Source organism: Geomicrobium sp. JSM 1781026 (genome assembly GCF_041949955.1).
In the GTDB taxonomy this organism is placed as follows: domain Bacteria; phylum Bacillota; class Bacilli; order Bacillales; family Marinococcaceae; genus Geomicrobium_A.
In genome coordinates this window covers 364,473-389,077 of sequence record NZ_JBHFQF010000002.1, presented here as the reverse complement: position 1 = coordinate 389,077, position 24,605 = coordinate 364,473, and the positions used below count along the sequence as shown (strand labels likewise).

Sequence of the window (24,605 nt, the reverse complement as noted above, 5' to 3'; positions counted from 1 at the left end):
ATTTGTTTCACCCCGTGACAACTAGGGTATAAAAGGATAAAGTATAAAACGCCACTACAAATACAATCATCTCAAAGGAGAAAATATGCCACAAATGAAGAGGATTGGTCCAGTCTTTTATTTATCCGCATCGGTCATTTTACTGATTGTCATCTTCGGTGCTCTTAACCCTAGTATGCTCGAATCCGCAACCGCTCATGCGCAAGACTTTATCTCCCAAGCATTCGGCTGGTATTATCTGATTATTGTATTTATTTTTGTGGTTATTTGCCTCTTTTTCATCGTTGGACCTTACGGGAAGATTAAATTAGGGAAAGACACAGACAAGCCTGAGTTTAATTATGTAACGTGGTTTGCCCTACTGTTTAGCGCTGGGATGGGAACAGGTCTCGTATTTTGGGGAGCTGCAGAACCGCTCTCTCATTACCTAATTGATGCCCCAACCACGACTGAAGGTTCAGCTGCTGCTGTATTGGACTCGATGAGTCACGTGTATTTCCATTGGGGCCTACACGCTTGGGGAATTTATGCGATCGTGGCGATTTGCCTGGCTTACTTTAAGTTCCGGCTCGATGCACCAGGCCTAATAAGCGCTACACTTTCACCATTGCTGAACACGAGTGGTACGACAGGAAAGTTTATTGACATTGTGGCAATCATTGCAACCGTTTGTGGTGTTGCGACAACGCTCGGTTTCGGGGCGACACAAATTAACGGTGGTTTGACATTCATGACAGGAATTGGAGAAAGTTTCCTGTTTCAAGTGCTCATCATTATCGTAATTACAGCGTTATTTTTGCTATCCTCTTACACAGGAATTCATAAAGGCATTAAATATTTGAGTAACACGAATATGTTGCTCGCCGCTTTTTTACTTATTTTTGTCATGATTACGGGGCCGACACTTTTTAACCTAAACATTCTCACCCAGTCGTTCGGTCAATACCTACAAACCATTCCGGAGATGAGTTTTCGGGCTGCACCTGATAATAGCGATTTACGCGCTTGGACAGAAGACTGGACGATTTTCTACTGGGCATGGTGGATCGCTTGGGCCCCTTATGTGGGTACGTTCATCGCACGTGTGTCCAGAGGTCGAACCCTTCGTGAGTTCACCATTGGTGTGTTGCTCGTCCCATCAGTTTTAAGCTTCATTTGGTTTGCTTTTCTCGGTGGAACGACCATTCACGCTGAACAAACATTGAATTTAGGGTTAGATGAACTCGCAACCGAAGAAATGCTATTTGGCGTTCTGACTACCTTACCCTTTCCAACCATCATGTCAATATTGGCGCTCATATTAATTGCCGTATTCTTTATCACATCTGCCGATTCGGCATCGTTCGTTCTCGGTATGCACTCGACAAACGGTTCAACGAACCCACCGACACGAATCAAGATGACATGGGGATTACTTCTATCGGCAATTGCTACGATTCTACTCTACTCCGGCGGTTTGCAAGCCCTTGAAAACACGATGATTGTCGCCGCTTTTCCTTTTTCCGTCGTTATGATTCTGATGGTTTTGTCGCTGTTTAAAGCGTTGAAAAACGAAAAACGCAAACGCACTTCTTCTTAATGAAGAATGCGTTTGCGCAATTGAATGAGACCCGGCTGTAATTTGTCGGCTAATTGTAGCTCTTCATCTTGACTAAGAGAGACCCATTCATAGTCATAGAGCCAGCCGTTATCTTTATCATTGCTTTCAACAATGACTTGGAATGCATCATGTGATTGACCGTTAAAGCACAGATGATAGTTATGCCGAATAATTCGCTCACCGGTCGTTCTTGAAATATATTCGTTATCCCCTAAGTAGGATATGATTTCAACATCAGTGAGATCAGCTTCTTCTTTCACTTCACGAAATAGAGCCGTTTCCAAATTCTCGCCAGCATCGACGGTTCCTCCTGGAACTTCCACTCCTGCCCAAGTTGTATCATTGGACGTCATCGTCAACAACTGCACATCTTCGTTCACCGTTCGCGTAATATACGCCGTTACTTTCTGCTGAGAAGCCGTCATCCCGATCAAGCCTTTCTATCGTCATCCTCACATTATAACATGTTCAAACGTTTAAAACGGTGACTGAGAATCGTTAAGTTCCACACGTGTACCCGTGATTTATCGTGACTCAAAGAACTTCACTGCATTCTTTGGTAAATGATTGCCCAAAATATCCTCGGCGTCGGAAAGGTGCCCGCGATTTACGGGTAGACGCCCACTTGTAGCTATATAGAATGAACGAAACATTTCCCTAATTGCGCAGTTTGTTGGTGCTTTCCACTGCATGCGGATGCTTGCAGTCCAGACTACAAGTGCAACATCGGTGTCGAAACATCTGCCACCGTGTTTTCTATGTACTCCAGAGCATAAGGGCAACATCGGTGGTCAAAATACGTCCGCCGTGTTTTCTTTACACTCCGTAGCAGAAGGGCAATATCGGCGGCGAACTCCTGCCTTCTGGCTAGAGATCACTAAAAAAGAGAAATTAAAAATCATATAAAAGTGTTTCCCTTGATATAAATGGTGAAAATTCCATCATAGACGCTTTCTATGATGGAATTTTCTTCATTTAAGAACAATTTTCGTCAGGAATCCCCACATAGAAAGGCGATATTCCCACATAGACGCTTCTATGATGGGATTCTTAACGGTCGTAACACGGTAAATGGTTGATATCCCCACATAGATGTAACCAATACATCGAGTTAACGAGTCACTTATGAAGAGACACGTTAATTTTTCAGCGCCCGCCTGGGCTACGGTGTGGCGAAAGAAGTCCAAATGCCCCATATCTTCATATTTGTGACACTTCAGAATGAAAAATCATGATTTTAAACGTGAATGCGCACATAAACGAAGTCAACTGTCACATATATTGCGATTTGTGACAGTTGCGTGCCGAAAGTGCCCGGTTTGAGGGTTGGATTGTCACATATGTGACCGGCCATCACATGCTTGTGCCAGGTGGTGAGCCTCGGTCCAACTTTTCACCCTTCGGCAAACGTTTTACGTGTTGGCCGCAACCCTTGCAGTGACGAACAACGATCGGCAACGAGATGAATTTCAACACGCAATATACAAGCACTCACTCGCACAAATACCCATCTCGATCATTCAATTCAGTGAACTTCTCTAGTTCAACTTATATAGACGTAAACCGCAATTCGTTTCTCTAACTCTTTTATGTAACCATTCAGGTTAGGCTTAGTCGGAACTCTTTTTTTTTCGGCAATTCAATCTTCTACATCGATATCCACCCGATCGCCAAAAGCGTCGACCGATGTCAAACGGCTGCTCGTGAGTAACGAGCAGCCGTGCGTAGCAAAGGTCGAGCACGAACCGGGACAATCTACCGTTCAGATTGAATGGTTTCATGAATCAATGTTTCGTCAAATGGATCTTCAATGAGCGTTCCATTAATTATAATCGTTGGGGTCCGTTCAACATTGTATTCTTGAACAAGATCAATATCTTGTTCGACTTCTTCTTGATATGTCTGGTCAACGAGATCGCTCGCAAGTTGTGCAACATCAATATCCGCTTCAATATCTTCCGCAATACCGAGTAAAACTTCTGCACTTACCCATTCTTCATCGTGGGCAACGTTCTCTGGTTGGAAGTCGTATATCGCTTTGTGATACTCCCAAAATGCATCTGGATGACGATCCCATACCGATTCGCTAGCCAATGCCGCAAGAAGTGACTCTCCACCGTGAAATGGCGCGTGAATGAAGGCGAAATTTGCTTCACCGGTTTGGATGTATTCATCGTACAAGTTCTCAAAAACAGTTTCATCCCATACTTTACACGCTGGACATTTGTAGTCCCCAAATTCAATAATGGTCACATTTGCCTCTTCATCACCAAGTATTGGCTGTCCTTCAAGCAAAGGCTCCGTAACATCTTGAGTGCCTCCAGACGAATCAAAAAGGAGAAACCCAGCAACGACAAGCACAATAACTCCTACGGTAGATGTGACTAACCATTTCATATGTACACCACTCCCTCTCGTCCATCATACCCGTTTCACCATTCTTTGATAGCCTTTCGTTTGACAACTTTTTTACATGTGAATGTGTAAGGTGAAATAATGATTTCACTCAATTTGATACGACCTTATTCTTCGCAAGCCGCGTGATTCAAACTTAAGGAATAAAAGAAGACAGTCGTTCGTCGGTCTGTTTCCATAAACGTGTCTTTGGAAACAGACGTCCATGGATTGGAACCAAAACGGGGCCAAAACGGGGATAGTGTGTGATTTTGTTTCCAATCCAAGCTCTTTTGGAAGCAAAAACGGTCTCACACAAGCACGAACAGCGAAAATAAGGAAAATTTAACGTTCAACACCTTTAGTTTGCCCAGCAGAACACAAAAACAGCCGCCCCTTAAAGGGACGGCTGTGAGTTGTTAGTTTGCGTTTTTTAAGTTTGCAGGCTGACATGTAACAATTAATACGTCAGCATCGGTATCTGTGAATTCGTTGAGAGTAACCGGAATATCAGTGGTCGCAGGATGATGATCCATGGCAAAACGCATGAGTGCGTAATCTCTGGAACATTCTCTCCAGTCTTCAGGCCCGTTCTCCCATACTCTTTTCTTGTAGATACTCATTGCCTTATTTTTCGTTGGTGCTTTAATCAAAGCATAAAATGGCGCAAAAAACTCGAAGTATTTCATCCCTAATCCCCCAACATTACAGTCTCGCGCTGCTGCAATTACAGCTTATGCAGCCAATACGTGATCCGGCCATAACTATGCCCAGCAGCACGGAAATCGGGCTCTCGTCGAAATCAATGTGACATTTTATCGACAATCTTTATTTGTTGAGCCGGGGATTACGATACTCCTATTTTCAGGCCATGTCAATACCTTTTTAAAAATCTCTTTGTCGCTATTCGTTGCTTAGGAATTCTTCGATCTGTTTCATGTGATGTTGATCGTGTTTTGCAAACATTTTTGCGAACGTTTCAACCGAATATTGCCGTTTGCCATCACCGATAGTAAACCGTACATTCGGGTCAATCGCTAACAACTGACTGATCAGTTTCTTTCTCGTTGTAAGAAACTGATCAAGACTCGTTTTCACATCGAGGTTTTTGCGTATTTCAATCGCCTCATCATTAAAGGCTTCATGATCAGGAAACGCCGATAACCGTGCACCTTCTTCAATTGCAGGTACCCATTCGCTAAGAATGTGCGTGTCCCAAGACTCTAGATGACCAACCACTTCGCGGACCGACCATTTCCCTTCTCTCATCGGTTCGATGAGTCGATCTTCTCCAACTTCATACAGCTTTTCAATCGCTACCATCGAGTTCGTTAATGATTCAAATGTCTGTGCCATTGAGATCCTCCAATATACGAAATGTATACCCTCATTTTAAATGAAAATTCTGTTATTTACGAACGTTTTGCCTCGCCCTTTACGCATCGATTAAAAACAAGATATAGTACTAGCGTAGAATGAACGAGGAGTGACACACCATGAGAACAATTTTCGCCTATGGGCACGCAGCACTATTTTTACTTTTGATCATTCCTAAGATGTTTTGGCTTCGTCGTAAGCCTAGCGAGCAGGCATATAATGAAGCAAACCGCCTGACGAAAAAATTATCAGATCGAACGTTACGCATCGCAAGTACCGATGTAGCCGTTCATGGCCAACACAACGTAAAAGAAAAAGAATCGTATTTATACGTTTCCAATCATCAAGGTAACTTTGACATCCCGCTGCTTTTGAGTCACGTGAATATTAATCTATCGTTTATTGCGAAAAAATCATTGCAGAACGTTCCGTTGTTCGGCACGTGGATGACGTATAAGCAATGCATCTTTTTGGATCAAGAAAAACCACGTGAAGCCATTCGAAAATTAAAGGAAGCAGGCGAGATGGTTCAAGCTGGGAAATCAGTATGCATTTTCCCCGAGGGTCATCGCAGCAAAGGAAGTTTCTTAGGAGAATTTAGCAATTCAGCGGCAAGAATCTCAAAAAAGATCGGCATCCCCGTTTTGCCGATCACGATCGATGGTTCTTATAAAATTTTGGAAGAAAACAATGGGCAAATAAAACCCGCTCGGGTGAATATTCACGTCCACCCTCCTTTGAATCCTGAACAATACGGGACGACTGCCGAGTTTAACGAGGTGATTGAGAACACGATTGCCGCACCTCTAAGGCTAGAGAAAGAAAAGAATGGCAATCACCAACACTAAAACAATCGGGACGACGACGGTGTACATTAACGTGAGTAGATTGAAACTGCTCTCGCTACTATACCGGTCTTCCCCTGGGTTTTTGGCGATGGCAAGTGTGACGCCAATCGTAAGCGCAGAACCAATGAGTAATAATAGAATAAGCCAACCGTTTACCATGAAATGATTACTCCCATTTTGACACCGGTTTGACGTGGTGATCTTCGACGATCTGAATAAGCTCTTCAGGGGACTCGGCGACGAGGATCGTATCTCGGTACTCCGGTTTCATGAAGCCTTGCTCAATCGTATGCTGGAGCATCTCAAGAAGCGGATCAAAAAATCCATTTACATTTAAAATGCAAGCGGGCTTTTCATGATAGCCAAGTTGTGCCCATGTGAACACTTCAAACCACTCTTCTAACGTCCCCGCACCTCCTGGAAGGGCGACAAACGCGTCGGCTAACTCGGCCATCTTCGCTTTACGCTCGTGCATCGTCTCAACGGTATGAAGCTCTGTGAGCCCTGCGTGCGCAATTTCAACATTCGTTAAGCGCTCAGGAATCACGCCATATACTTTACCGCCTTTGGATAAACAACCGTCTGCGACTGCACCCATGCAACCGACTCGTGCACCACCGTAGACGAGTGTCTTCTTTTGTTCTGCGAGTCGCTCCCCAAGTTCGCGGGCAACGTTCATATAAATCGGATCGGTCCCTGAACTAGATCCGCAAAAAACTGCCAGTGATTGGACATTCATTGTTGTAGCCTGCCTTTATCTCTCATTTCGTACCATTTTATCATGATCTGTTCTTAAATTCATTTTCACACACTTCTTCCAACCAGCTGTTCATGTATTGCAGAAAGTTAGGTTCCGTCCACAAAGTCAATGCCCGCTCTTCCCCTAACCGCTCAATCTCAGTTGCCACAAACTGCTCTCCGATGACATAACCTAATCGCGGAATCTCAAATTGTTCGCCACCTCGAATTGAAAACCATTCTCGAACCATTTGTGTACTTGACTGCTGTTGTAGATCCTTTAAAAACGCACGGGCGATGCCCGGAAGTAGCGTTAACGCTTTTTGGTAGCCGTCCTCTTTTTGAGCATCGAATGAGAAGTACTTAAAATCAGGAAGGCCGGAGACGATTTGCTTCGAAAAATACATCGCCGCTCCTTCTTGAAACGCGGAGATGCGTGGATCCTGCCACATCATCTCTCCCCAATCGCACCCCAATTGATCGGTCAACATATGGTGGGCAACATGCCCGAGTTCATGAGCGACGATTATTGATAGACTCTCTTCATCTGCGGGCAACTGTTCAAGTGCGAACGTTATGTTTGGGACAACTTCTCGCTCTGCATACGCATTTGACCCATACACACCGACAATCAGCTGCACAGAAATCGGAAATACGAGGCTGTATTGCTCTTCATACGCTCGGGCTGACCGCTCAATAATCGGAATAATCTCTTTATGCACACGTTCGATGTGGTCAATGGCGTATTCCGATAGCGCGAATTCTTTTTGTTCTATCGTGTTTTTGCAATGATATTTTCGGTACGATTTGAACGTATTAGAGAACGCACGTTGATAGTTGTGCAAAAACGCAAGTGACGGTTCATACAAGCGAACAAAAAAAGGAACTGTGTCGAAAATCTTCATTCACGTCGACTCGCTTCAAACTGCTCAAGATCTTTGAGCGTGTGCCATACACGAACTGTTTGTTCATCAAATTTCTCTGTTTGCGAAACAGGCAACCATTGAACCGCAGCGACTTCTGTCCCCGCTCGCCTCCCAGCTTCTACATCAGCCGAGCTGTCGCCAATATAAATCGTTTCAGTTGCCTCAACACCTAACACCTGCATGGCACGTTCGATTCCTTCAGGATGTGGCTTAGGCTGTCGCACCTCATCTCCGGTAATCGTGACATCGAAAAACGTCTCTAATCCAACTTTTTCAAAAGTGAGATCAAAAGCTTTTCTACCTTTTCCTGTGACGATTGCTAACCGATAACCTGCATCTTTTAGCGAGCGAATCACACGAATGATCTCCTCATCTGGCTGAATATACAACTCATGATCCCGCTCATAACGGCTCAAAAATTCATGAACCGCTTGCTCTTTCTGCTCGGTTCTCAAGTGTTTTCGTAAAATGTCCACCTCAGTCGGACCGAACATTCCGATGATCTCATCATTAGTTATGTCTCGCTTGTCAAATTCTTTAAATACGCGCCGAAAACAATCAAAACATAATGGCAACGTATTCGCTAACGTCCCATCGAAATCAAAAATATATGCTTTCATGTCTCCACTCCTAAATCTGCCACGCAGACCATTTCTGTGTACTCACTTTTTATCGTTTTATCAGGTTCGTGCTGCAAATCCGCTTCGACACGCGCTCTTCCTTTTTCATAATCACGATCATTCAATATCGACAAGATAGGATAATTCCTTGCCTCTAAACGCTCCACAACCTCCGGCAAAGAGAGCACTTCCACGTGATGATTGATCGTCAATTGCACTTGAAAATTTCGGTCCTCTAACTCCTGAACGAGCCGATGTTTCGTCCAATACCGTTCAAAATCAATCGCATATGCCTCCGGAAAGTAGTGATAGATCCACCATTGTTTCATATCTTCAGGAGAAGTATTTCCGATTGTCAGCCTGCCATTATCTTTCAATACGCGGTGCACTTCATCTAAGGCTTGCTCTTTTTGAATGAAATACTGAAAAGCATCGTACATCGCCACATAGTGAAACCATTCTCTATCATAAGGGAGGTCCTCTGCATAGCCGTGGCGATAGATAATTTGTGATGCTCGACCATTTGCCTGCTCTAATAAATATGGGGATGAATCCACACCGTGCCAGTTCATCCGTTCTTTCGAAAAGTTACCCGACTGTTTAATCAAGTAATCTCCCGTACCACAAGCCAAATCTAATATGTTGTACATCTTTTCTTCTGTATTTTTTATGTATTCTGATAAAAAAGGGTCAACAAGGTGTTCAAACGTATCTTCCACAAACGTTCACTCTCTTTCATGACGAATCTCACTTTACGAAGTGAGTTACAGCCGTATTTATATACTGTTTTTCGTCAAAAAACTACAAAATCCTGCTTTCTTCGCACAATTCCTTTGTCAAGATCGATCGGGAAGATGAACAAGGCATCGTTCGCCTCGTCCATTATATCCACGCAATCGCTTCCCATAAGTGGCCATCTGGATCTTCAAAAAGGGCTGCGTAACTAGAAGCATCCTTCTCTGGCCATTGTACAACTTGCCCTCCTGCAGCGACCACTCGTTGCAAAATCGCATCAACATCATCTGCAAATTCAGCAGCATGGGTAAGCATCATCTGACTCGCTTTTGCTCCCACATTTTCTAATAAAACGAGGGAGAGGTCATTCTCAAAAAAGAACGCCACATGATCTTCATGGATAACCATCTGTTCATGTGGAATTTCAAACAACCGTCGATAAAACGCAAATGAGCGGGAAAGATCATCCACAAAAATTGTGACACTTGAAATTCTTGGCTCCAAATTAAATCCTCACTTTCATCCTTCTATATCACGTTTATTGTAGCGAACCTGCCTGATGAATAAAAGTCATGAGCACCCCTATCGATGAACGTTTGAGAAATTCCTTGTAGAAATAAATAATGCATTCTATTGGACACCCTGTCATACAATCTACAAATTGGACAACGAGAGGAGGACATCGTATGCTCTGGACATTAATTCTCATCCTCATTGTTTTATGGCTACTCGGCTTTATTGGAAGTTTTGGCGGCCAATTAATCCACGTTTTACTCGTCGTCGCACTCATTGTATTGATTGTGCAGCTCGTTACGGGTCGAAGATTATAGCCGAGAGGGTAACCTTTTGGCTTTTTTACTTTTTATGAAGCGGTTCTCCAAAATACACATGCCAGTGCAAATGCTTCGAGTCTTGATAGTTTCCGAGGTTGGTCAGTACTCGGCACGCCCCGTATTCTTCTTTCACTTTTGCTGCAACGACCTTAACCACATCCATCATTTGCAACAAAATTGCATCATCCGCTTTTTCAAGATCGAGTAATGAGCCGATGTGACGTTTTGGGATAACAACGATATGTACGGGATAAAAAGGTTTCGTATGATAATACGCCAGCACAAGCTCTGTTTCATACACCTTATTTACTTCGGTGTTACCACTTAGTACTTCATCGCAATAAAAATCTTCAGTCAACACAAATCTCCCCTTCTCTTCAATAAATAATCCACAACATCACCAATGAAACCTTCACGTTGATGCCTACCTGAATTATGGTTCGTCAAAACAATCGCACTAACTTTCGTCTTTCGGTCAAGCACGACCATCCCTTGGAAAGTCTCTCCCCATCCAAGTGAATTCACAACATCTCCTTCGATGAATATACCTAACCCCGCCCACGGTGCTGACGGTAACGGTGTGCACATTTGAATGAAAAGCTCTTCATCTCTATCCATCAGTTGAGCAGTCATTTGTCCAAGGTCGGCCGCTGTCGTCCACAACCCTTCAGCCGCATGAAATGAAGGGTCTGGCAATTGGACTTGTCCTCGTTCCCCATCCACAAAAGTCCCGTACACTAAATCCGAATCTTGACGAATGGGATAACGGCTACTCGACATCTCATATTCATCAAAAATGTAGGACTCTACCAATTGCCAAAACGGCCGTCGAAACCTGTTCTCTAGATATTGTTGAATGAGACAATAATTACTATCTGCGTATACAAATGTGCGTGACTCTGTATGCTGTAGCGACTGGCCCGAAAACGGCATCGAGGAATCAAGTCCGGGAATATCTTGAATGCCTGTCTGATGGACGAGTAAATGCCGAAGCGTACAACCCTCAACTACGTGCACATCGAGATCCAACTCTCCAAACTGCTCCAACTTGACGACGAGCAACGCTGTCATCATTTTGCTTATTGAACATGCGTGAAACAACTGGTGTTCGGGAGCACCGATCGTTAAACTGTACACATTCTCATGTGTACACGTGCTCAAACTAACCGCAGGAACCCCATACTTGTCCATTTTCCTTTTAATATCGTTGATCATAACGCAGCAAATGTCCGAAGTGTTTTTATGTGGTTTACTGCTCGAATTCCTTTCCAATGCTCCTTTGCAACGGCAAAGTTCAACGCATCTCCTTCCCATTCCCAAGGGATGTCCCACACACCAGAAGGCTGTATTTGTCTCTTAAGGAAACGTAAATTCTCCTCAACAAGCTCTTCGTACGTCGGGTACAATTCATCTTCTGTACTCGTAATGAGTTGCAGTGGTGTCGGACTATAACTTTGCTCCCAAGTGTCAGGCTCTTTGTTCATCACTTCATGGACCAATTCGTGTAGTTTGGCTTTTACATCTTTTCCTCGTTCCCAATCGTCACCGACGACATTTAACATATTTTGGAAATTATTAATCTCATGAAAATCCATTTCCGTACAACTAAGAATACGATCTGTAGCCTTTTCAATGACGCGCCATCCTAAACGTGCTTCTTGGCCACCTTGCTCGCCCCAGTGGATGAGGAATGCCGCTAGTTCTACCGACGGATTGTACATCCAAAATTGCTGCGCCTCTTCTGAATACGTCCACCACGGTGCGTGAGCATAGTCATTAAACTCTCGGGTGACTGTTCGCCATAAACCGATCGATTCATCATAAGCATTCATCAAGTACGTCAACATCCGCTGAACGACCGGTTCATTCCGAGTGGCTTCAACTTCAAGTAAAATTTGACCCGCAGACCACGTGGCAATGGCAGAAGAATTTGGCAACCAAACATCTGGCTCTAATCCATGACCAAACCCTCCATCTTCATTTTGAAATGCTGTCAAGCATTCAAGCACAGATGCCGAAGACCTGCCTTCAAACAAATACTGCCAGCGCGCATGTTCCAAAGGTCTTGCATTTCGTTTTATCCAAGATTTCGTTTCACGAGCAAACATACGATCCCCTCCTGTACTCACCCTACCACAAATTAATCGAAAAGTGAGTTTTTTCTGTTGCTGGAGGATATATTTCAAATGATCACTACACTTTAAGATAGTTGATTATATTGCCCAGGAAATAATGCTCCTTTCATTGATTGCACAACTGTTCCCTCGCCTCTTCAGGGACATCCGCTTCCTCAACCTCCCTCCACGTTTGTACATATGTACTCCTCGTATCCAATCCTAAGTAAGCGCCAGGTTGCAATGGTTATTTGCAGAGAATGTGATTTCACTTGATTTCCTTTCTCTGTAACACCCGATGTCGCATACTCGTATCTGTCCCCGTCCATCTCAAAAGACGCCTCAACAATTACAGATAACAGTTCTTTTCGAGATGAGCGGGTTCACCCTATCCACAAGTTCATTTTGGACGAAGTATTTGACTCTCATGTGCACCCCAGTCACACCTACGATTTGGGATGAACTGAATGTGTTCCTGATTCGCGCTACGAGTCTTTGCTTTCCAGTGCAAGTGGTTGATTGTAGTCCAGACTACAAGTGCAACATCGGTGGTCAAAGTACAACCACCGTGTTTTCTACCTACTGGCTACGATGTGTGTGAAGAAGTCCAAATGCCCCATATATTCGTTTAAGTGACAATCGGGAAAGAAAAATCATCATTTTAAACGTGAATGTGCACATAAACGGAGTCAATGGTCACAAAACGCGATATAAGTGACAATTGAGGGCCATAAGTGCACGGTTTGAGCACTGGATTGTCACATAAGTGCCAGGTCATCACATGCTTTTGTCAAGTGGTTACCCTAGGTCACCACTTTAAACCTTTGTAAAACGTTTTCCGTATTGCCTACAACTCTTGCCGTGATGAACAACGATCGGCAACGAAGTTGTTGAAGTGAGATGGACATGAACAGACAATAGGTAGACGTTTGCCCGTAAAGACCGTTCTCGGTCATCGGATTCAGTGAGATTCTTTAATAACCAATGGTAAACCAAACGTTAAAGGCAAAAATTCAAATTCATTGAAAATCGATGTTATTCGTTCACAGTAGATGTAGCAATAAATGGTTTTTGCGGCTACCCATGATCTCCAAAGTGTATGTATACCGTTCAGTTTCAAAACGAAGAACCTCTAGTACAACAACGACGCCCATTCAGTACCGTTAATTGGAACGAAAGGCGGTGACGCCTGCGGAAGAAGGACCGAGACGAGACCCCGCAGGTCGCTAGACCGAGGAGGCTCGGCCGGTCCTCCGCGGTCAAGAAAACACGGTGGCTGTCTTTTGGCCACCGATGTTGACCTTATAGTCTGGACTGCAAGCATCCGCCTGTAGTGGAAAGCAACAATCCATAGCCCAAATCAGGAAAATGTAAAGTTCACACTATCTAGTATACTTTAAGCTCGCAAAAACCATCCTTTCATCGTATGCCCCTCCTTAATGATCAGCTTACGTGCGCCAAGTAAGGAGAGGCATCGATCTTTCTTTAGTCTATCTTACATGATTGTCACTTTTGTACGGGCATTCTGTTTAATGACTTGAACGCTTCATGGAGTTTCCCCGCAAATTTGACCGGTTCTGACACATCTTGAATGTGCACGTACATGATAAATGGCTCGATATTGATCCAATGATTGTGTAAAGCCGAGACCGTTAACCCTTGCCGGGCAAGCGCTCTAAGAAACGGCCCAACTTCTGATTGCACAATCGCTACTTCAGCTAGATTTAACGCTTGCCCTTTTTCATCGATAGGCTCAAAGGTTACCCCTACTGGCGTTGCACTACGACTCCTTTTTCCATCAATCGTTGTATCGAAATGACGTTTCAGCTCAACTTTACACACACCATCCGCATCCCTACCTGTGCCCCCTAGCGTTTCCCCGTAAGCTTTACATCTTCGATCTTCACGCACGTGCAGGTTGTTGTATATGTCCTCCATACGTTTTTGGATGTAATGCTCATCGTTTTCCTCGAGATCTCTAAGCTCCGCTTTGAAATTCATTGCTTCCTTTTCCAGCGCGGAATCGGCTTCACTATGCGATTGGATTTGATTCAACCACGTCCGCACGTCATTAACATATTGTTGCCAAGCATCGGTCATGCACATCGCCTCCTTCTTACTGCTTATGTGTGCGCGTTGGCGCCTATGACGAAGCAACCATAAAAAAATGATTGACATTTATGAACGTTCCGTTATGATGTACGTAAACGATTACGTAAACGATTACGTACATCATAACCTCCTTAAAGGAAGCGATTCCATGAACAAACCGAGCATCCGTGATGTTGCACAGAAAGCTGACGTTTCTACAGCGACCGTTTCCCACGTCATTAACGGAACACGTTATGTAGCAGAAACGACCGCGACACGTGTTCAACTGGCGATGAAAGCTTTAGGTTATATTCCAAACCATGCTGCGAAAACCCTTCGCAGCCAAAAAACATCCACAATCGGCATCATCGTACCTGACCTAGCCAATCACTTTTTCACATCTGTTGTGAAAGGGATTGAAGACGTGTTAGAGAAAGCAGGGTACCAACTGCTCGTCGGCAACACGAACGAGCGAGTAGACGTTGAGATCCAAAAACTGCAAGCGTTTACTTCCCAACAAGTGAGCGGATTAATTGTCGCTACAAGTGCGCTGGACGTAAAAGACATACAGATGTACCTTCCTGAAGATGTTCCCATCGTCTTCATTGATCGAATTCCTAAAGGAATGGACCAACCTTCGGTAACCGTTGCCAATGAAGAAGGAGCTTATTCAGCAGTATCCGAACTCCTATCAACCGGCCATAAGCACATCGGTATGATTACTGGGCTGAATCAATTGAGCACGACAGTCGAACGAACTTCCGGATATAAACGAGCACTTCAAGAGGCGAAACTTCCTTACAATACTGCCCTCGTTAAAAGTGGTGATTCACACGTTCAGGGAGGGTACAATGCGTGCAAACATCTGTTTGAAACCGAACAGATTACAGCATTGTTTGTGGCAAACAACCTCATGTGCATCGGGGCAATTACTTATTTAAAGGAACAAAACATCCACATTCCACGTGAAGTTGCCGTCATTGGCTTTGATGACTACGAATGGGCGAACATTACCGCCCCACCGCTAAGTGTTGTCCATCAGCCTGTGTTTGATATCGGGGTCCGTGCATCGGAAAAACTGCTTGCGCAAATTAATGAACAGCCGATTGAAAACCGCCACGAGCTGTTGGCAACGTCGCTAATCTTGCGATCTTCCCACAACAAAAACGATGAAAGTGAGTGATGTACATGCTAAAAAAATTATTTGGAAAACAACGACGTGAAGAGCAAATCTATGCACCCATTCAAGGAAAGACAGTGAGTCTTGATGACGTTCCAGATCCGACTTTTTCCAAACGAATGATGGGAGAAGGCATTGCAATCATGCCAGAGAACGGGCAAGTCCTCTCACCGGTAAATGGCAAGGTTGAACAAGTTTTCCCAACGAAACACGCCATCGGTATCATTTCAGAAACAGGCCTTGGCATTTTGATTCACATCGGGTTAGAAACCGTGCAGTTAGATGGTCAAGGATTTGAAAGTCATGTAGAAGCGGGGCAAAAAGTGAACGTCGGTGATTCGCTAATCACCTTCAATGTGGAACATGTAAAAGCAAACGCAGAAAGTCTCATTACCCCAATTATCATTACCGAAGGCGCCGACCATGAAGCGTTGACGATTACAGAAGAAAACGTAGACGTTCGCGCTGGAGAAGACATGATCGTTCATTATCAAGGTTCTTAATAGGGAGGGTCAAAATTGGCAAATAATCGTAAGATTGCGGAACAGCTCATCGACGCGATTGGCGGTAAAGACAACATCAAATCTGTCGCTCACTGCGCAACGAGGCTTCGACTGATGGTACATGACCAAGAGGCGATTGACCAAGAAACCGTTGAAGACATTGAAAAGGTGAAAGGGGCGTACTACAATTCAGGGCAATACCAAGTGATCTTTGGGACAGGGACCGTCAACCAAATTTACGCACAGTTCGAGAAGCTTGGCATTGCAGAAGTGAGCACCGATGATCAGAAGCAAGAGATGAAGCAGCAAGGAAACTGGTTTCAACGACTCATTCGAACATTTGGAGATGTTTTCGTCCCCATTATTCCTGTGCTCGTTGCAACGGGACTGTTTATGGGACTTCGCGGTCTGTTCATGCAAGAAGAAATTCTCGCTTGGTTCGGTCTCACGCCAGAGACAATACCAGAAAACTTTTTGCTATTCACTGAAGTTCTTACCGATACCGCCTTTGCTTTCCTACCCGCACTTATCGCTTGGTCCGCGTTTCGTGTTTTCGGAGGCAGCCCAGTCATTGGGATTGTTCTTGGGCTCATGCTCGTTAACCCTGCGCTGCCAAATGCATGGGCGGTTGCAGAAGGCGTGGCTGACCCGATCGTTTTCTTTGGATTTTTAGAAGTATCGGGCTATCAAGCTTCCGTTCTTCCAGCATTTATCGCCGGTTTCTTAGGCGCGAAGCTAGAAAAGACAATTCGGAAACGAGTACCCGAGTCGTTGGATCTCATTGTTACTCCTTTCTTAACATTGTTTATTATGATCGTCCTTGCTCTGTTTGCGATTGGTCCCGTATTTAGTGCGCTTGAATCCGCGGTGATGAGTGCGGTATTGTACCTTCTTGACATTCCATTTGGCATTAGCGGTCTCGTGATCGGTTTCTTCCACCAGCTGATTGTCATTACCGGTGTGCACCACATTTTTAACTTTCTAGAAGTACAGCTCTTGAATCAGCTTGGGGCAAATCCATTTAACGCAATCATTACGACAGCCATTGCCGCACAAGGGGCTGCAGCACTAGCTGTTGGCCTGAAAACCCGAGAAAAGAAGCTGAAGGCTCTCGCTCTTCCTTCATCATTCTCAGCCTTTCTTGGCATTACCGAACCTGCGATATTCGGTGTGAATCTTCGTTACGGAAAGCCATTTATTATGGGTCTCGTTGGTGGAGCAGCGGGTGGTTTCTTCGCTTCACTCGTCGGTTTAGCGGGGACAGGTATGGCCATTACCGTCATCCCAGGTACGCTGTTATATCTCGATGGACAGATTCTTCTCTACCTCGCTGCAAACGGCATCGCCATCGCGGTTGCATTTGTGCTCACGTGGCTATTTGGTTATTCAGATAAAGAAAAGAAACAAATCGAAGAAGCATAATGAGGTGATCAGATGGAGTGGACGAAAGAGGAACGTTACCGACCGTATTCTGCCATGTCAAAAACTGAAGAATCCCGACTTTTGCACGTCGTAGATCACGCTCCTTGGCGGCAACACTATCATATTCAGCCGCCAACGGGCTTGCTCAATGATCCAAACGGCTTCTGCTTTTATAACGGGCAGTATCATCTCTTTTACCAATGGTTTCCATACGGAGCTGTTCATGGGCTTAAACATTGGTATCATACAACATCAACAAACCTCGTTTTGTGGCAAGGTCAGGGGGTTGCCATTGAACCAGAAGAATCGTTTGAAAGTCATGGTGCGTATTCAGGTAGTGGCATTGTTGTTGATGAGCAATTGTACTTGTTATACACAGGAAACGAGAGAGATTCCAATTGGGAGCGAACACCGAACCAGTGTCTTGCGATTATGAAGGCAGATGGCAGCATCGAAAAACACCCTTCGCCCGTTGTCGAAGGTTCGCCGCCAGGCTACACTGAACACGTGCGCGACCCAAAAGTATGGCAAGAAAATGATCAGTATTACTTTGTGATCGGTGCACAACGTGAAGACATCACCGGGTGCGCATTGCTGTACTCATCTACTGATCTCTTAGATTGGACACTCGTCGGAGAAATAAATACATCCCTCGATAACTTTGGGTACATGTGGGAATGTCCCGATTACTTTGAACTCGACGGTCACGGTGTATTGCTCTTTTGCCCCCAAGGATTAGAGGCAAAGGGCGATGCTTATCGAAACATTTTCCAAAGCGGATACATTCTCGGCTCAAAGCTAAACGTTTCTGACGGCTCGATGAGCCACGGCCCTTTTAGAGAGCTTGATCACGGGTTTGACTTTTATGCGCCGCAAACGACAACCTGTCCAGACGGCCGACGAATTCTCATCGGATGGATGGGGCTGCCTGACCGTTCCGTGCCGACTGAGCGAGACGAATGGGCACATTGCCTCACCATCCCTCGTGAACTAACGATTTCAGGTGAACGTCTCTTACAAAACCCCGTTGCCGAACTGAAGACACAACGGGGAGCTTCTACGCATTTCTCAGATACAACAACGAGGACATTTGGTCATGTTTACGAAGCATACGTCACTTTCACACCAGGAGAGACGTCAAGTACGTACGGAATCAACATGAGAACGAGCGAGTCCGAGCAAACGGTACTCACCTATGAGATGGCAACGAAACAGCTCACACTCGACCGGAGCCTTTCAGGCGAAATACCTGCAACGAGTGAAGGCACCACCCGGGCACTCAACCTTACTGAACATTGCCATACCCTTCACGTATTCATGGACCACTCCTCCGTAGAAATTTTCGTCAACGGTGGCGAAGCCGTATTCACAAGTCGCATCTTCCCGAGCGAAGGCGCAACCGGGTTTAACACATTTACAAACGACACAAATGTGACAATCCAAGGAACACAATGGGAAATCTTCTAGCTTGGAGGGTTTCTTTTTATGGCATCCCCTTTCGTGCATTTAGTATACTAAACGTATAATCACTGCTCAGAAAGGCGAGCCTTTATGAAAACAATCCTTGAATTTCTGCGACTGAGTATCCGACTCCCCGAAAAGCAAGCGGTCTTCACGCTCAATCGGGAAGGTTTTGGATTGCCCATTGTATTTCTTTGTTTTATTTTGTTTATCGTGAGCATTCCGCTTGGACTTCAGATGGTGCTGTCCGGCGAGAATATGGCTGCGGAACTCGCCTTGCCGATCTTTTTTGTGTATTTCACATTTTTGTATTATCCGTTTTTCGTACTCACCATTCTTACACCACTCGTATTCATTACACTGTTTTTGATGATGTACGCTCGAATTGTAAAGCGGAAAATGGGCTTTTTTATGTTGTACAAAATCTCTGCCTTTGCTTCCATCATTCCAGTCATTGGTTTGAGCATTATGATTCTAACGACCGTTGATTGGTTGCAAACCGTTTGGATTGTGATAAGCATCGTCTACATTTTGTTCGTCATGATCCGAGTCGTCCACCTCTATCCCCCTAAACGCACAACAAAGTAGGTGATCTGATGGGAATTATTATCGTCGAGCTCTGCCAGAGCAGTTCGATGACGAATATAGACGTTGAAGCCATATTAGAAGACAAGTACCCCGAAGTCGATGTCGTCACGAACGAATGCCTCTCCCAATGCGGACTTTGTGCAGTACGCCCCTTTGCCGTCGTAAACGGCAATCGGGTTTTCGGCGACACGCCAGAAGAGTGCCTCGAAAAACTCAAATTCCGCATCGAAGTGGAACTCGAACTTTACTCCATGTAACCCGCTGCTCATGCAGCGGGTTTTTCATTAGGAGATGATGTTACACGAGAAAAATGCGCTAGTTCTTGCGGTTGTCGCTGCATTAACCGTCCGTTCCATACGCTTCGTGTAAGAAATTCTACCCGTCACAAAACCGAACGACATGCCGTTCGGTTTATCTTCGGCACCTCCGGTGCCGATCGTTGCTAGCTCTTAAGGTTGATATGACTAAACAGGGCTGTGAAGTAACGACGGGTCATAGTTCGCCGAGTATGAGGTAAAGTGTGGAGTTTTATATAAGTTGAACGAAAGAATCTCTTCACGAACCAATGGTAAGATTGATCAAGGGGAAACGGTGCTCGAGTTGGGGAAAACCGCAGAAAAAGCGGTATGTTTTTTAATAAAGGTAACAAATTACATGGTCACGTCTACACATCTCCGCCCTGAAGTACCCAAAAGACGTCGGTGCGAGCCGCACCGAACCGACGTCTGATTTGGCTTTGGTCCCATTGGGGCCGACAGGTTGCTCGCTTATAGGCATTAAATCTGCCCGCAAGTTTAGCAGAATGAGCGCCAAAATCGTTAAACTAAACTTGCGCGCAAAATGGCACCCCGATCCCCCTTCAACCGAACACCCAACAGCGCAAATTAGAAAAATGTTATGTTCATTACATATAGATCATTTTGGGCGTGATCTAGATCACCATCCTCCTATAATTTACCAATTAAACGTAGAGTGGCGAAGGTCGCCGCCTCACCTTCTCGATCCACCATAAAAACCCGGATGTCCTATCAACGGCCATCCGGGTTTTAGTCGTTTACGACTTCTCTATTTGTTTTATGGCACTTGGCAACTCGGCTAGATGTTTGATTTTCTGATCAAAATGATCCGCCTCACCGAAGCCATATTCAGCATAAATAAACGGAATTCCTGCTAGCTGAGCCGCTTTCTGATCCCCGACTGTGTCGCCGACGTACACTGGGGAGTGAAGCTGATTTCTCTCCATGACAAGCGTAATGTTCTCACCTTTTGATAGCCCGGTGCGCCCTGGGTTTTCAAAGTCTTTAAAGTACTTCCCGAGTTGATGGTACGCATAAAAAGCTTCAATGTACCCTTCTTGGCAATTACTAACGATGTAGAGCGCATAGGAGGAGGACAGTTCAGCCAACACTTCTTCCAGTTGTGGGTACAATCTGCCTCCTTCCAGAAGAAGTTGTTCGTTTTCTTTACGTTCAACTTCACCGAGTAATTGCATTCGTTCTTGTTCGTCTAACTGTGGAAAGAGCTTTTCTCCAATTTCTTTCGCTTGCAAGCCCATCGTGCTCCCTAATTGTTCTACTGTTATGGGCTGATCAAGTTTTGGGTGAGCACTAATTGCTTGATTGTACGTTTTTAAAACGGTCTCACTCGAATCCCAAAGCGTTCCATCTAGGTCAAAAATAATGCTATCGATTGGTCTTCACTCCTTTCTCTATACTCACTCTATTGTATAATAAATACAGTGAATACATCACGAATGATTGGGGAGATGAAGATGACACGCCCGTTTTTTACTGAAAGTCATGAATTATTTCAAAAGTCACTCCGCTCATATTTAGACAAAAACGTTCGACCTTACTTTGATTCATGGGAACGAGAAAAAGAAGTTCCGCTTTCCTTTTGGAAAGACCTCGGCGAATTAGGGTACCTTTGCCCGTGGGCAGACGAATCATACGGCGGCATCGAAGCTGACTTCGGCTACTCTGCGATCCTTGGGGAAGAGCTCGAGCGAGTGGGTACAGGCCTCATGGGTCCTGGCGTCCACAATGACATTGTCATGCCGTATATTGAAGCCTTTGGGACAGAAGAGCAGAAGCAAAAATGGTTAACAAAAGCAACAACCGGAGAACTCATATCGTCGGTTGCCATGACCGAACCCGGTACAGGCTCAGATTTGTCAGCCATTACTACGACCGCAGTCAAGACCGGTGACACGTACGTGTTAAATGGAGAGAAGATTTTTATTACAAATGGCAGTCTCTCTAACTTCGTTGTTGTCGTCTGCAAAACCGATCCGAACGCAAAAAAAGCCCATCACGGATTGAGTCTGATCATCGTTGATGCTACTGAACAACCTGTCCCTGGGTTCAAAAAAGGAAAAAAACTAGAAAAAGTCGGACAGCATACCGGTGGTACATCTGAGCTGATTTTCGAAGATTGCGAAGTTCCTGCGGCTCACCTACTTGGTGAAGAAGGAAAAGGGTTCTACTATCTCATGGACAAGCTGCAGCAGGAACGTCTCACTGTTGCGATTAGCGCGATGGCGTCTTGTGAGCGGATGTTGGAACTCACCTTAGATTATGTGAAACAACGTCATGCGTTTGGTAAACCGGTCAGCTCGTTCCAAAACACCCAGTTTAAACTAGCAGAACTAGCTACTGAGATTCAGATCGGTCGGACATTTGTGGATCAACTCATCGTTAAGCATATCGACGGGGAAGACATCGTGAACGAAGTGTCGATGGCGAAATGGTGGACGACAGACCTTGCGAAGAAAGTTGCCGGGGAATGCATGCAACTGCACGGAGGGTACGGCTATATGGAAGAATATGAAATTGCTAGGCGCTACCGAGACGTCCCTGTCGCGAGCATCTATGCCGGAACGAATGAAATTATGAAAACCATCATTGCCAAACATCTCGGCATGTAGGGCTTCTTTGCTGAAAATGAACATCTACCATAGTACAATCTATGGTAGATGTTCAAGTATTTTACTAATACTTTTCTAGATTACGACACGATACAATTCAGGCAGTAGCGCTACTGAATATCTTTATTGTCGAAACCATTACTTTACCCGGCTTTCACGAAACCCTGGTAACTCTCCGATTAACTCACTTATCGTAAGCCTCTCCCCTTGAACCCAAGTAGGCCAATTCAATTGGAACGGGGTCTTTTCTCCAGGAATGGAGAAGTAGATATTTTTCTGTTCAAAATCGTAGGCAAATGTATGAAGTGTACCAAAATATTCATCATATTCTTTTAAAAACCACGGAGATTCTTCTTCAATAAAGCTCTTCATCACCTGTTTCAATGATAGACGCTCTAGTTGATCCATTGCGTTATAACGCTGTATACTCGAACTGAGAATTGTACGATTCTTTTGGGTCATTGTATGAAAATGATTTGTACATCAATCATCCGACCTCACATATACCTTTTCTGGCGACGCTTCAAGTATCGCTCTTTCCCCTGCCTCATCACGAATAGCAAAATTATAACACCACGCATGAGGAAGCTGCTCTATACAAGCAACTGCTTCAGTAACATTCATACATGTATCAAGTACGATCCGAACAATCATTGTCGCTAAAAACCCTTGAGCGTCTGTTTTGTTTACAAAGTGCAAAGAAATCCATAGCCCTTTTTCATTAACCCCTTCGTGCCGACCAATAAGATGGAGAGAAGTACCAACGCTTGCATACGCTTTCGTTGGCGCTGAACAAACCAAACGCTTATCATACAGCTGCGGGGAGAAATCATAATTGCGAACGGCGCCGTTATTGGTAAAGTGTGTCGAACACCCCATTGCCGGAAAATCAAACCTTCCATACCCTGAATACATTGAAAAAGCCTCTTCTACAGATATACCTTTCTCGCTTGAAATACCTTCTAGCTCACAGATTAGATGGGGAGCAAAACGTTGAAAAGTGCGAAATGCGTTGGAGAAATTGTCTTGCTTCTTTAATAAATGTGAACTTAATTGTACAGCTTTGTGCTGCCCCTGTGCCTTTCCAATATCCAATGAGCTACCTCTCAATTCTTGAACACTCACGCGATACTCATTCATATGTATACATCATCCAAAAACCGATATCTTCAAATCCGATACGCTTGTAAATGTTCCCCGCTTCGGGGTTGTCATAAAATAAGCAAAGCTCTTTTCCTTCTGAGATTAGCTCTTGGCAAAGGGCTTGCATGCACTGGGAGGCATACCCTTTTCGCTTATAATCTGCATGTGTGCCGACTGCAATGATCATGGCTGAGACGGTATTTTCTGCTGCTGTTGAAGCTGTCGAGACGATTCGTCCGCCAACTTGTACGTATACTGAGCGTGATACACCATCTTCCATCCCTTTTCGTTTGTCACTAGCGGTCACGTCAACCGATTGGTCAAATTCTGGAATGCTGTTTAACAGATTCACAATCGGCTCGGCATCAGTCTCTGTCGCTCGCTCTACTACAGACACGTCACGGAAATCATTCTTAACGGTTGTACACTTCGCATAATACGTTTCTCGTTTTCGTTTATATGCACCGAGATACGGCTCGATCTTCTCAGTCGTTTCTTTCAGCCCACTCATCATATGAAACTCAGAATCTTTGAGCATGATTTCTGAAAAGGCTAGCGCATCAAACGGTGCGACGGCAAAAGGAATGTAGTTTTGCCGATATTTAAGAAGAACCGCAATAAGCTCGCCTCGCTCATCCCACTCTCCCCATAACCTTTGAAAATCCTGTTCATACCCAAACGCTTCAATATCACCAATAATAAATAAATTTTCTGCTGCCTTTGTTTTCAATAGAGCAAAGCATTCTTCATGATCTGCTTGAGTTAACCTACGAATCATCGTCCATCCCACTTTCTGAGTAATACTGAACGGCTTTTTCATAACTGTGTGCATAGTCAATTTCTTTACGTGTCGCCTCTCCGATGTACCCCCCTGGATCGATGACAAAAATCTCATCTGCCAAATCAATCTTTTTAAAATGAATTTGTCCAAACATTTGTACTTGCTCGTCGGTAATTTCAATGCCTTCAGACTGCTCAAAAAAACCAACACTAATGACCGCATGTCCTTCAAGTGTTAACGCTCGCTCCGCTTGTTCGAATTGCTCTTTAAATTTCGTCGATCCACATAGTGTGATCACTTTCATCTCAACACCCACCTTTATGCC

The 24,605-nt window shown here is 44.6% G+C and carries 27 protein-coding genes and 1 pseudogene; 10 read left to right on the top strand and 18 right to left on the bottom strand.

Annotated features, from left to right (window positions below; translation table 11 throughout):
• Window positions 1–85: 85 nt before the first annotated feature.
• The gene (locus ACE1TF_RS04875; RefSeq protein ID WP_375014755.1) at window positions 86–1,579 is read left to right on the top strand and encodes a BCCT family transporter; all 1,494 of its coding nucleotides are present in this window, start codon (window positions 86–88) and stop codon (window positions 1,577–1,579) included.
• On the opposite strand, the gene ACE1TF_RS04870 is transcribed toward ACE1TF_RS04875, so the two are convergent.
• The 4 genes from ACE1TF_RS04870 to ACE1TF_RS04855 all read right to left on the bottom strand — a co-directional run bounded on the left by ACE1TF_RS04870 (window position 1,576) and on the right by ACE1TF_RS04855 (window position 5,350).
• Window positions 1,576–2,025, bottom strand: coding sequence for an NUDIX domain-containing protein (locus ACE1TF_RS04870; protein ID WP_375014923.1), 450 nt, complete (start codon window positions 2,023–2,025; stop codon window positions 1,576–1,578). The two genes, ACE1TF_RS04875 and ACE1TF_RS04870, sit on opposite strands and share 4 nt — an antisense overlap.
• A 1,330-nt stretch (window positions 2,026–3,355) precedes the next feature.
• On the bottom strand, window positions 3,356–3,997 hold the full coding sequence (locus ACE1TF_RS04865; protein ID WP_375014753.1) for a DsbA family protein: 642 nt from the start codon (window positions 3,995–3,997) through the stop codon (window positions 3,356–3,358).
• 416 nt (window positions 3,998–4,413) lie between these two features.
• A complete protein-coding gene (locus ACE1TF_RS04860) occupies window positions 4,414–4,683 on the bottom strand; it encodes a hypothetical protein (protein ID WP_042404027.1) in 270 nt (89 codons plus the stop codon).
• Between the two features lie 214 nt (window positions 4,684–4,897).
• Window positions 4,898–5,350, bottom strand: coding sequence for a DinB family protein (locus ACE1TF_RS04855; RefSeq protein ID WP_375014751.1), 453 nt, complete (start codon window positions 5,348–5,350; stop codon window positions 4,898–4,900).
• Window positions 5,351–5,490: 140 nt separating this feature from the next.
• Here ACE1TF_RS04855 and ACE1TF_RS04850 point away from each other — a divergent pair, with 140 nt between their 5' ends.
• The gene (locus ACE1TF_RS04850; protein ID WP_375014749.1) at window positions 5,491–6,219 is read left to right on the top strand and encodes a lysophospholipid acyltransferase family protein; all 729 of its coding nucleotides are present in this window, start codon (window positions 5,491–5,493) and stop codon (window positions 6,217–6,219) included.
• On the opposite strand, the gene ACE1TF_RS04845 is transcribed toward ACE1TF_RS04850, so the two are convergent.
• The 6 genes from ACE1TF_RS04845 to ACE1TF_RS04820 all read right to left on the bottom strand — a co-directional run bounded on the left by ACE1TF_RS04845 (window position 6,184) and on the right by ACE1TF_RS04820 (window position 9,742).
• The gene (locus ACE1TF_RS04845; protein ID WP_042404026.1) at window positions 6,184–6,378 is read right to left on the bottom strand and encodes a hypothetical protein; all 195 of its coding nucleotides are present in this window, start codon (window positions 6,376–6,378) and stop codon (window positions 6,184–6,186) included. The genes ACE1TF_RS04850 and ACE1TF_RS04845 overlap by 36 nt on opposite strands.
• A 7-nt stretch (window positions 6,379–6,385) precedes the next feature.
• On the bottom strand, window positions 6,386–6,958 hold the full coding sequence (locus ACE1TF_RS04840; RefSeq protein ID WP_375014746.1) for an LOG family protein: 573 nt from the start codon (window positions 6,956–6,958) through the stop codon (window positions 6,386–6,388).
• Window positions 6,959–6,998: 40 nt separating this feature from the next.
• On the bottom strand, window positions 6,999–7,862 hold the full coding sequence (locus ACE1TF_RS04835) for a hypothetical protein (RefSeq protein WP_375014744.1): 864 nt from the start codon (window positions 7,860–7,862) through the stop codon (window positions 6,999–7,001).
• Window positions 7,859–8,503 carry an HAD family hydrolase gene (locus ACE1TF_RS04830; protein WP_375014742.1) on the bottom strand — a complete coding sequence of 215 codons (645 nt, stop codon included), beginning with the start codon at window positions 8,501–8,503 and terminating at the stop codon, window positions 7,859–7,861. The genes ACE1TF_RS04835 and ACE1TF_RS04830 overlap by 4 nt, the downstream gene beginning before the upstream one ends.
• Window positions 8,500–9,222 (bottom strand): class I SAM-dependent methyltransferase, encoded by a 723-nt coding sequence (locus tag ACE1TF_RS04825; RefSeq protein ID WP_375014740.1) that lies wholly within the window; start codon window positions 9,220–9,222, stop codon window positions 8,500–8,502. The genes ACE1TF_RS04830 and ACE1TF_RS04825 overlap by 4 nt, the downstream gene beginning before the upstream one ends.
• 163 nt (window positions 9,223–9,385) lie before the next feature.
• Window positions 9,386–9,742, bottom strand: a complete 357-nt coding sequence (locus ACE1TF_RS04820) for a VOC family protein (RefSeq protein WP_375014738.1) — start codon at window positions 9,740–9,742, stop codon at window positions 9,386–9,388.
• 182 nt (window positions 9,743–9,924) lie between these two features.
• Here ACE1TF_RS04820 and ACE1TF_RS04815 point away from each other — a divergent pair, with 182 nt between their 5' ends.
• Entirely contained in the window at window positions 9,925–10,068 is a 144-nt protein-coding gene (locus ACE1TF_RS04815; RefSeq protein ID WP_152549159.1) for a lmo0937 family membrane protein, read from the top strand.
• 25 nt (window positions 10,069–10,093) lie between these two features.
• On the opposite strand, the gene ACE1TF_RS04810 is transcribed toward ACE1TF_RS04815, so the two are convergent.
• The 4 genes from ACE1TF_RS04810 to ACE1TF_RS04795 all read right to left on the bottom strand — a co-directional run bounded on the left by ACE1TF_RS04810 (window position 10,094) and on the right by ACE1TF_RS04795 (window position 14,285).
• Window positions 10,094–10,432 (bottom strand): HIT family protein, encoded by a 339-nt coding sequence (locus tag ACE1TF_RS04810; RefSeq protein ID WP_375014736.1) that lies wholly within the window; start codon window positions 10,430–10,432, stop codon window positions 10,094–10,096.
• Complete coding sequence (locus ACE1TF_RS04805) at window positions 10,426–11,286, bottom strand: serine hydrolase domain-containing protein (RefSeq protein ID WP_375014734.1); 861 nt, start codon at window positions 11,284–11,286, stop codon at window positions 10,426–10,428. The genes ACE1TF_RS04810 and ACE1TF_RS04805 overlap by 7 nt, the downstream gene beginning before the upstream one ends.
• On the bottom strand, window positions 11,283–12,179 hold the full coding sequence (locus tag ACE1TF_RS04800) for a hypothetical protein (RefSeq protein WP_375014731.1): 897 nt from the start codon (window positions 12,177–12,179) through the stop codon (window positions 11,283–11,285). Before ACE1TF_RS04800 ends, ACE1TF_RS04805 begins: the two co-directional genes overlap by 4 nt.
• Window positions 12,180–13,691: 1,512 nt before the next feature.
• Window positions 13,692–14,285, bottom strand: a complete 594-nt coding sequence (locus ACE1TF_RS04795) for a DUF1259 domain-containing protein (protein ID WP_375014729.1) — start codon at window positions 14,283–14,285, stop codon at window positions 13,692–13,694.
• 160 nt (window positions 14,286–14,445) lie between these two features.
• Between ACE1TF_RS04795 and ACE1TF_RS04790 the strand changes: the two genes are divergently transcribed.
• The 6 genes from ACE1TF_RS04790 to ACE1TF_RS04765 all read left to right on the top strand — a co-directional run bounded on the left by ACE1TF_RS04790 (window position 14,446) and on the right by ACE1TF_RS04765 (window position 19,687).
• Window positions 14,446–15,459, top strand: coding sequence for a LacI family DNA-binding transcriptional regulator (locus tag ACE1TF_RS04790; RefSeq protein ID WP_375014727.1), 1,014 nt, complete (start codon window positions 14,446–14,448; stop codon window positions 15,457–15,459).
• Between the two features lie 5 nt (window positions 15,460–15,464).
• Complete coding sequence (locus ACE1TF_RS04785; RefSeq protein ID WP_042404446.1) at window positions 15,465–15,959, top strand: PTS sugar transporter subunit IIA; 495 nt, start codon at window positions 15,465–15,467, stop codon at window positions 15,957–15,959.
• A 15-nt stretch (window positions 15,960–15,974) separates the two neighbouring features.
• On the top strand, window positions 15,975–17,381 hold the full coding sequence (locus ACE1TF_RS04780; protein WP_375014725.1) for a sucrose-specific PTS transporter subunit IIBC: 1,407 nt from the start codon (window positions 15,975–15,977) through the stop codon (window positions 17,379–17,381).
• Window positions 17,382–17,393: 12 nt separating this feature from the next.
• Entirely contained in the window at window positions 17,394–18,848 is a 1,455-nt protein-coding gene (locus ACE1TF_RS04775; protein WP_375014723.1) for a glycoside hydrolase family 32 protein, read from the top strand.
• 84 nt (window positions 18,849–18,932) lie between these two features.
• Window positions 18,933–19,430, top strand: coding sequence for a hypothetical protein (locus ACE1TF_RS04770; RefSeq protein WP_042404437.1), 498 nt, complete (start codon window positions 18,933–18,935; stop codon window positions 19,428–19,430).
• 8 nt (window positions 19,431–19,438) lie between these two features.
• Window positions 19,439–19,687 (top strand): YuzB family protein, encoded by a 249-nt coding sequence (locus tag ACE1TF_RS04765; RefSeq protein ID WP_042404436.1) that lies wholly within the window; start codon window positions 19,439–19,441, stop codon window positions 19,685–19,687.
• 797 nt (window positions 19,688–20,484) lie between these two features.
• Here the strand turns inward: ACE1TF_RS04765 and ACE1TF_RS04760 are convergent.
• A complete protein-coding gene (locus tag ACE1TF_RS04760) occupies window positions 20,485–21,108 on the bottom strand; it encodes an HAD family hydrolase (RefSeq protein ID WP_307189911.1) in 624 nt (207 codons plus the stop codon).
• 93 nt (window positions 21,109–21,201) lie between these two features.
• On the opposite strand from ACE1TF_RS04760, the gene ACE1TF_RS04755 reads away from it, so the two are divergent.
• A complete protein-coding gene (locus ACE1TF_RS04755; protein ID WP_375014720.1) occupies window positions 21,202–22,356 on the top strand; it encodes an acyl-CoA dehydrogenase family protein in 1,155 nt (384 codons plus the stop codon).
• Between the two features lie 138 nt (window positions 22,357–22,494).
• Here ACE1TF_RS04755 and ACE1TF_RS04750 read toward each other — a convergent pair.
• The 3 genes and pseudogenes from ACE1TF_RS04750 to ACE1TF_RS04740 form a co-directional block, all read right to left on the bottom strand.
• A pseudogene (locus ACE1TF_RS04750) lies at window positions 22,495–23,496 on the bottom strand (C45 family autoproteolytic acyltransferase/hydrolase).
• Entirely contained in the window at window positions 23,489–24,277 is a 789-nt protein-coding gene (locus tag ACE1TF_RS04745) for a GNAT family N-acetyltransferase (RefSeq protein WP_375014718.1), read from the bottom strand. The pseudogene ACE1TF_RS04750 and the gene ACE1TF_RS04745 overlap by 8 nt, the downstream one beginning before the upstream one ends.
• Entirely contained in the window at window positions 24,267–24,584 is a 318-nt protein-coding gene (locus ACE1TF_RS04740) for a hypothetical protein (protein ID WP_375014716.1), read from the bottom strand. Before ACE1TF_RS04740 ends, ACE1TF_RS04745 begins: the two co-directional genes overlap by 11 nt.
• Between the last annotated feature and the right edge of the window lie 21 nt (window positions 24,585–24,605).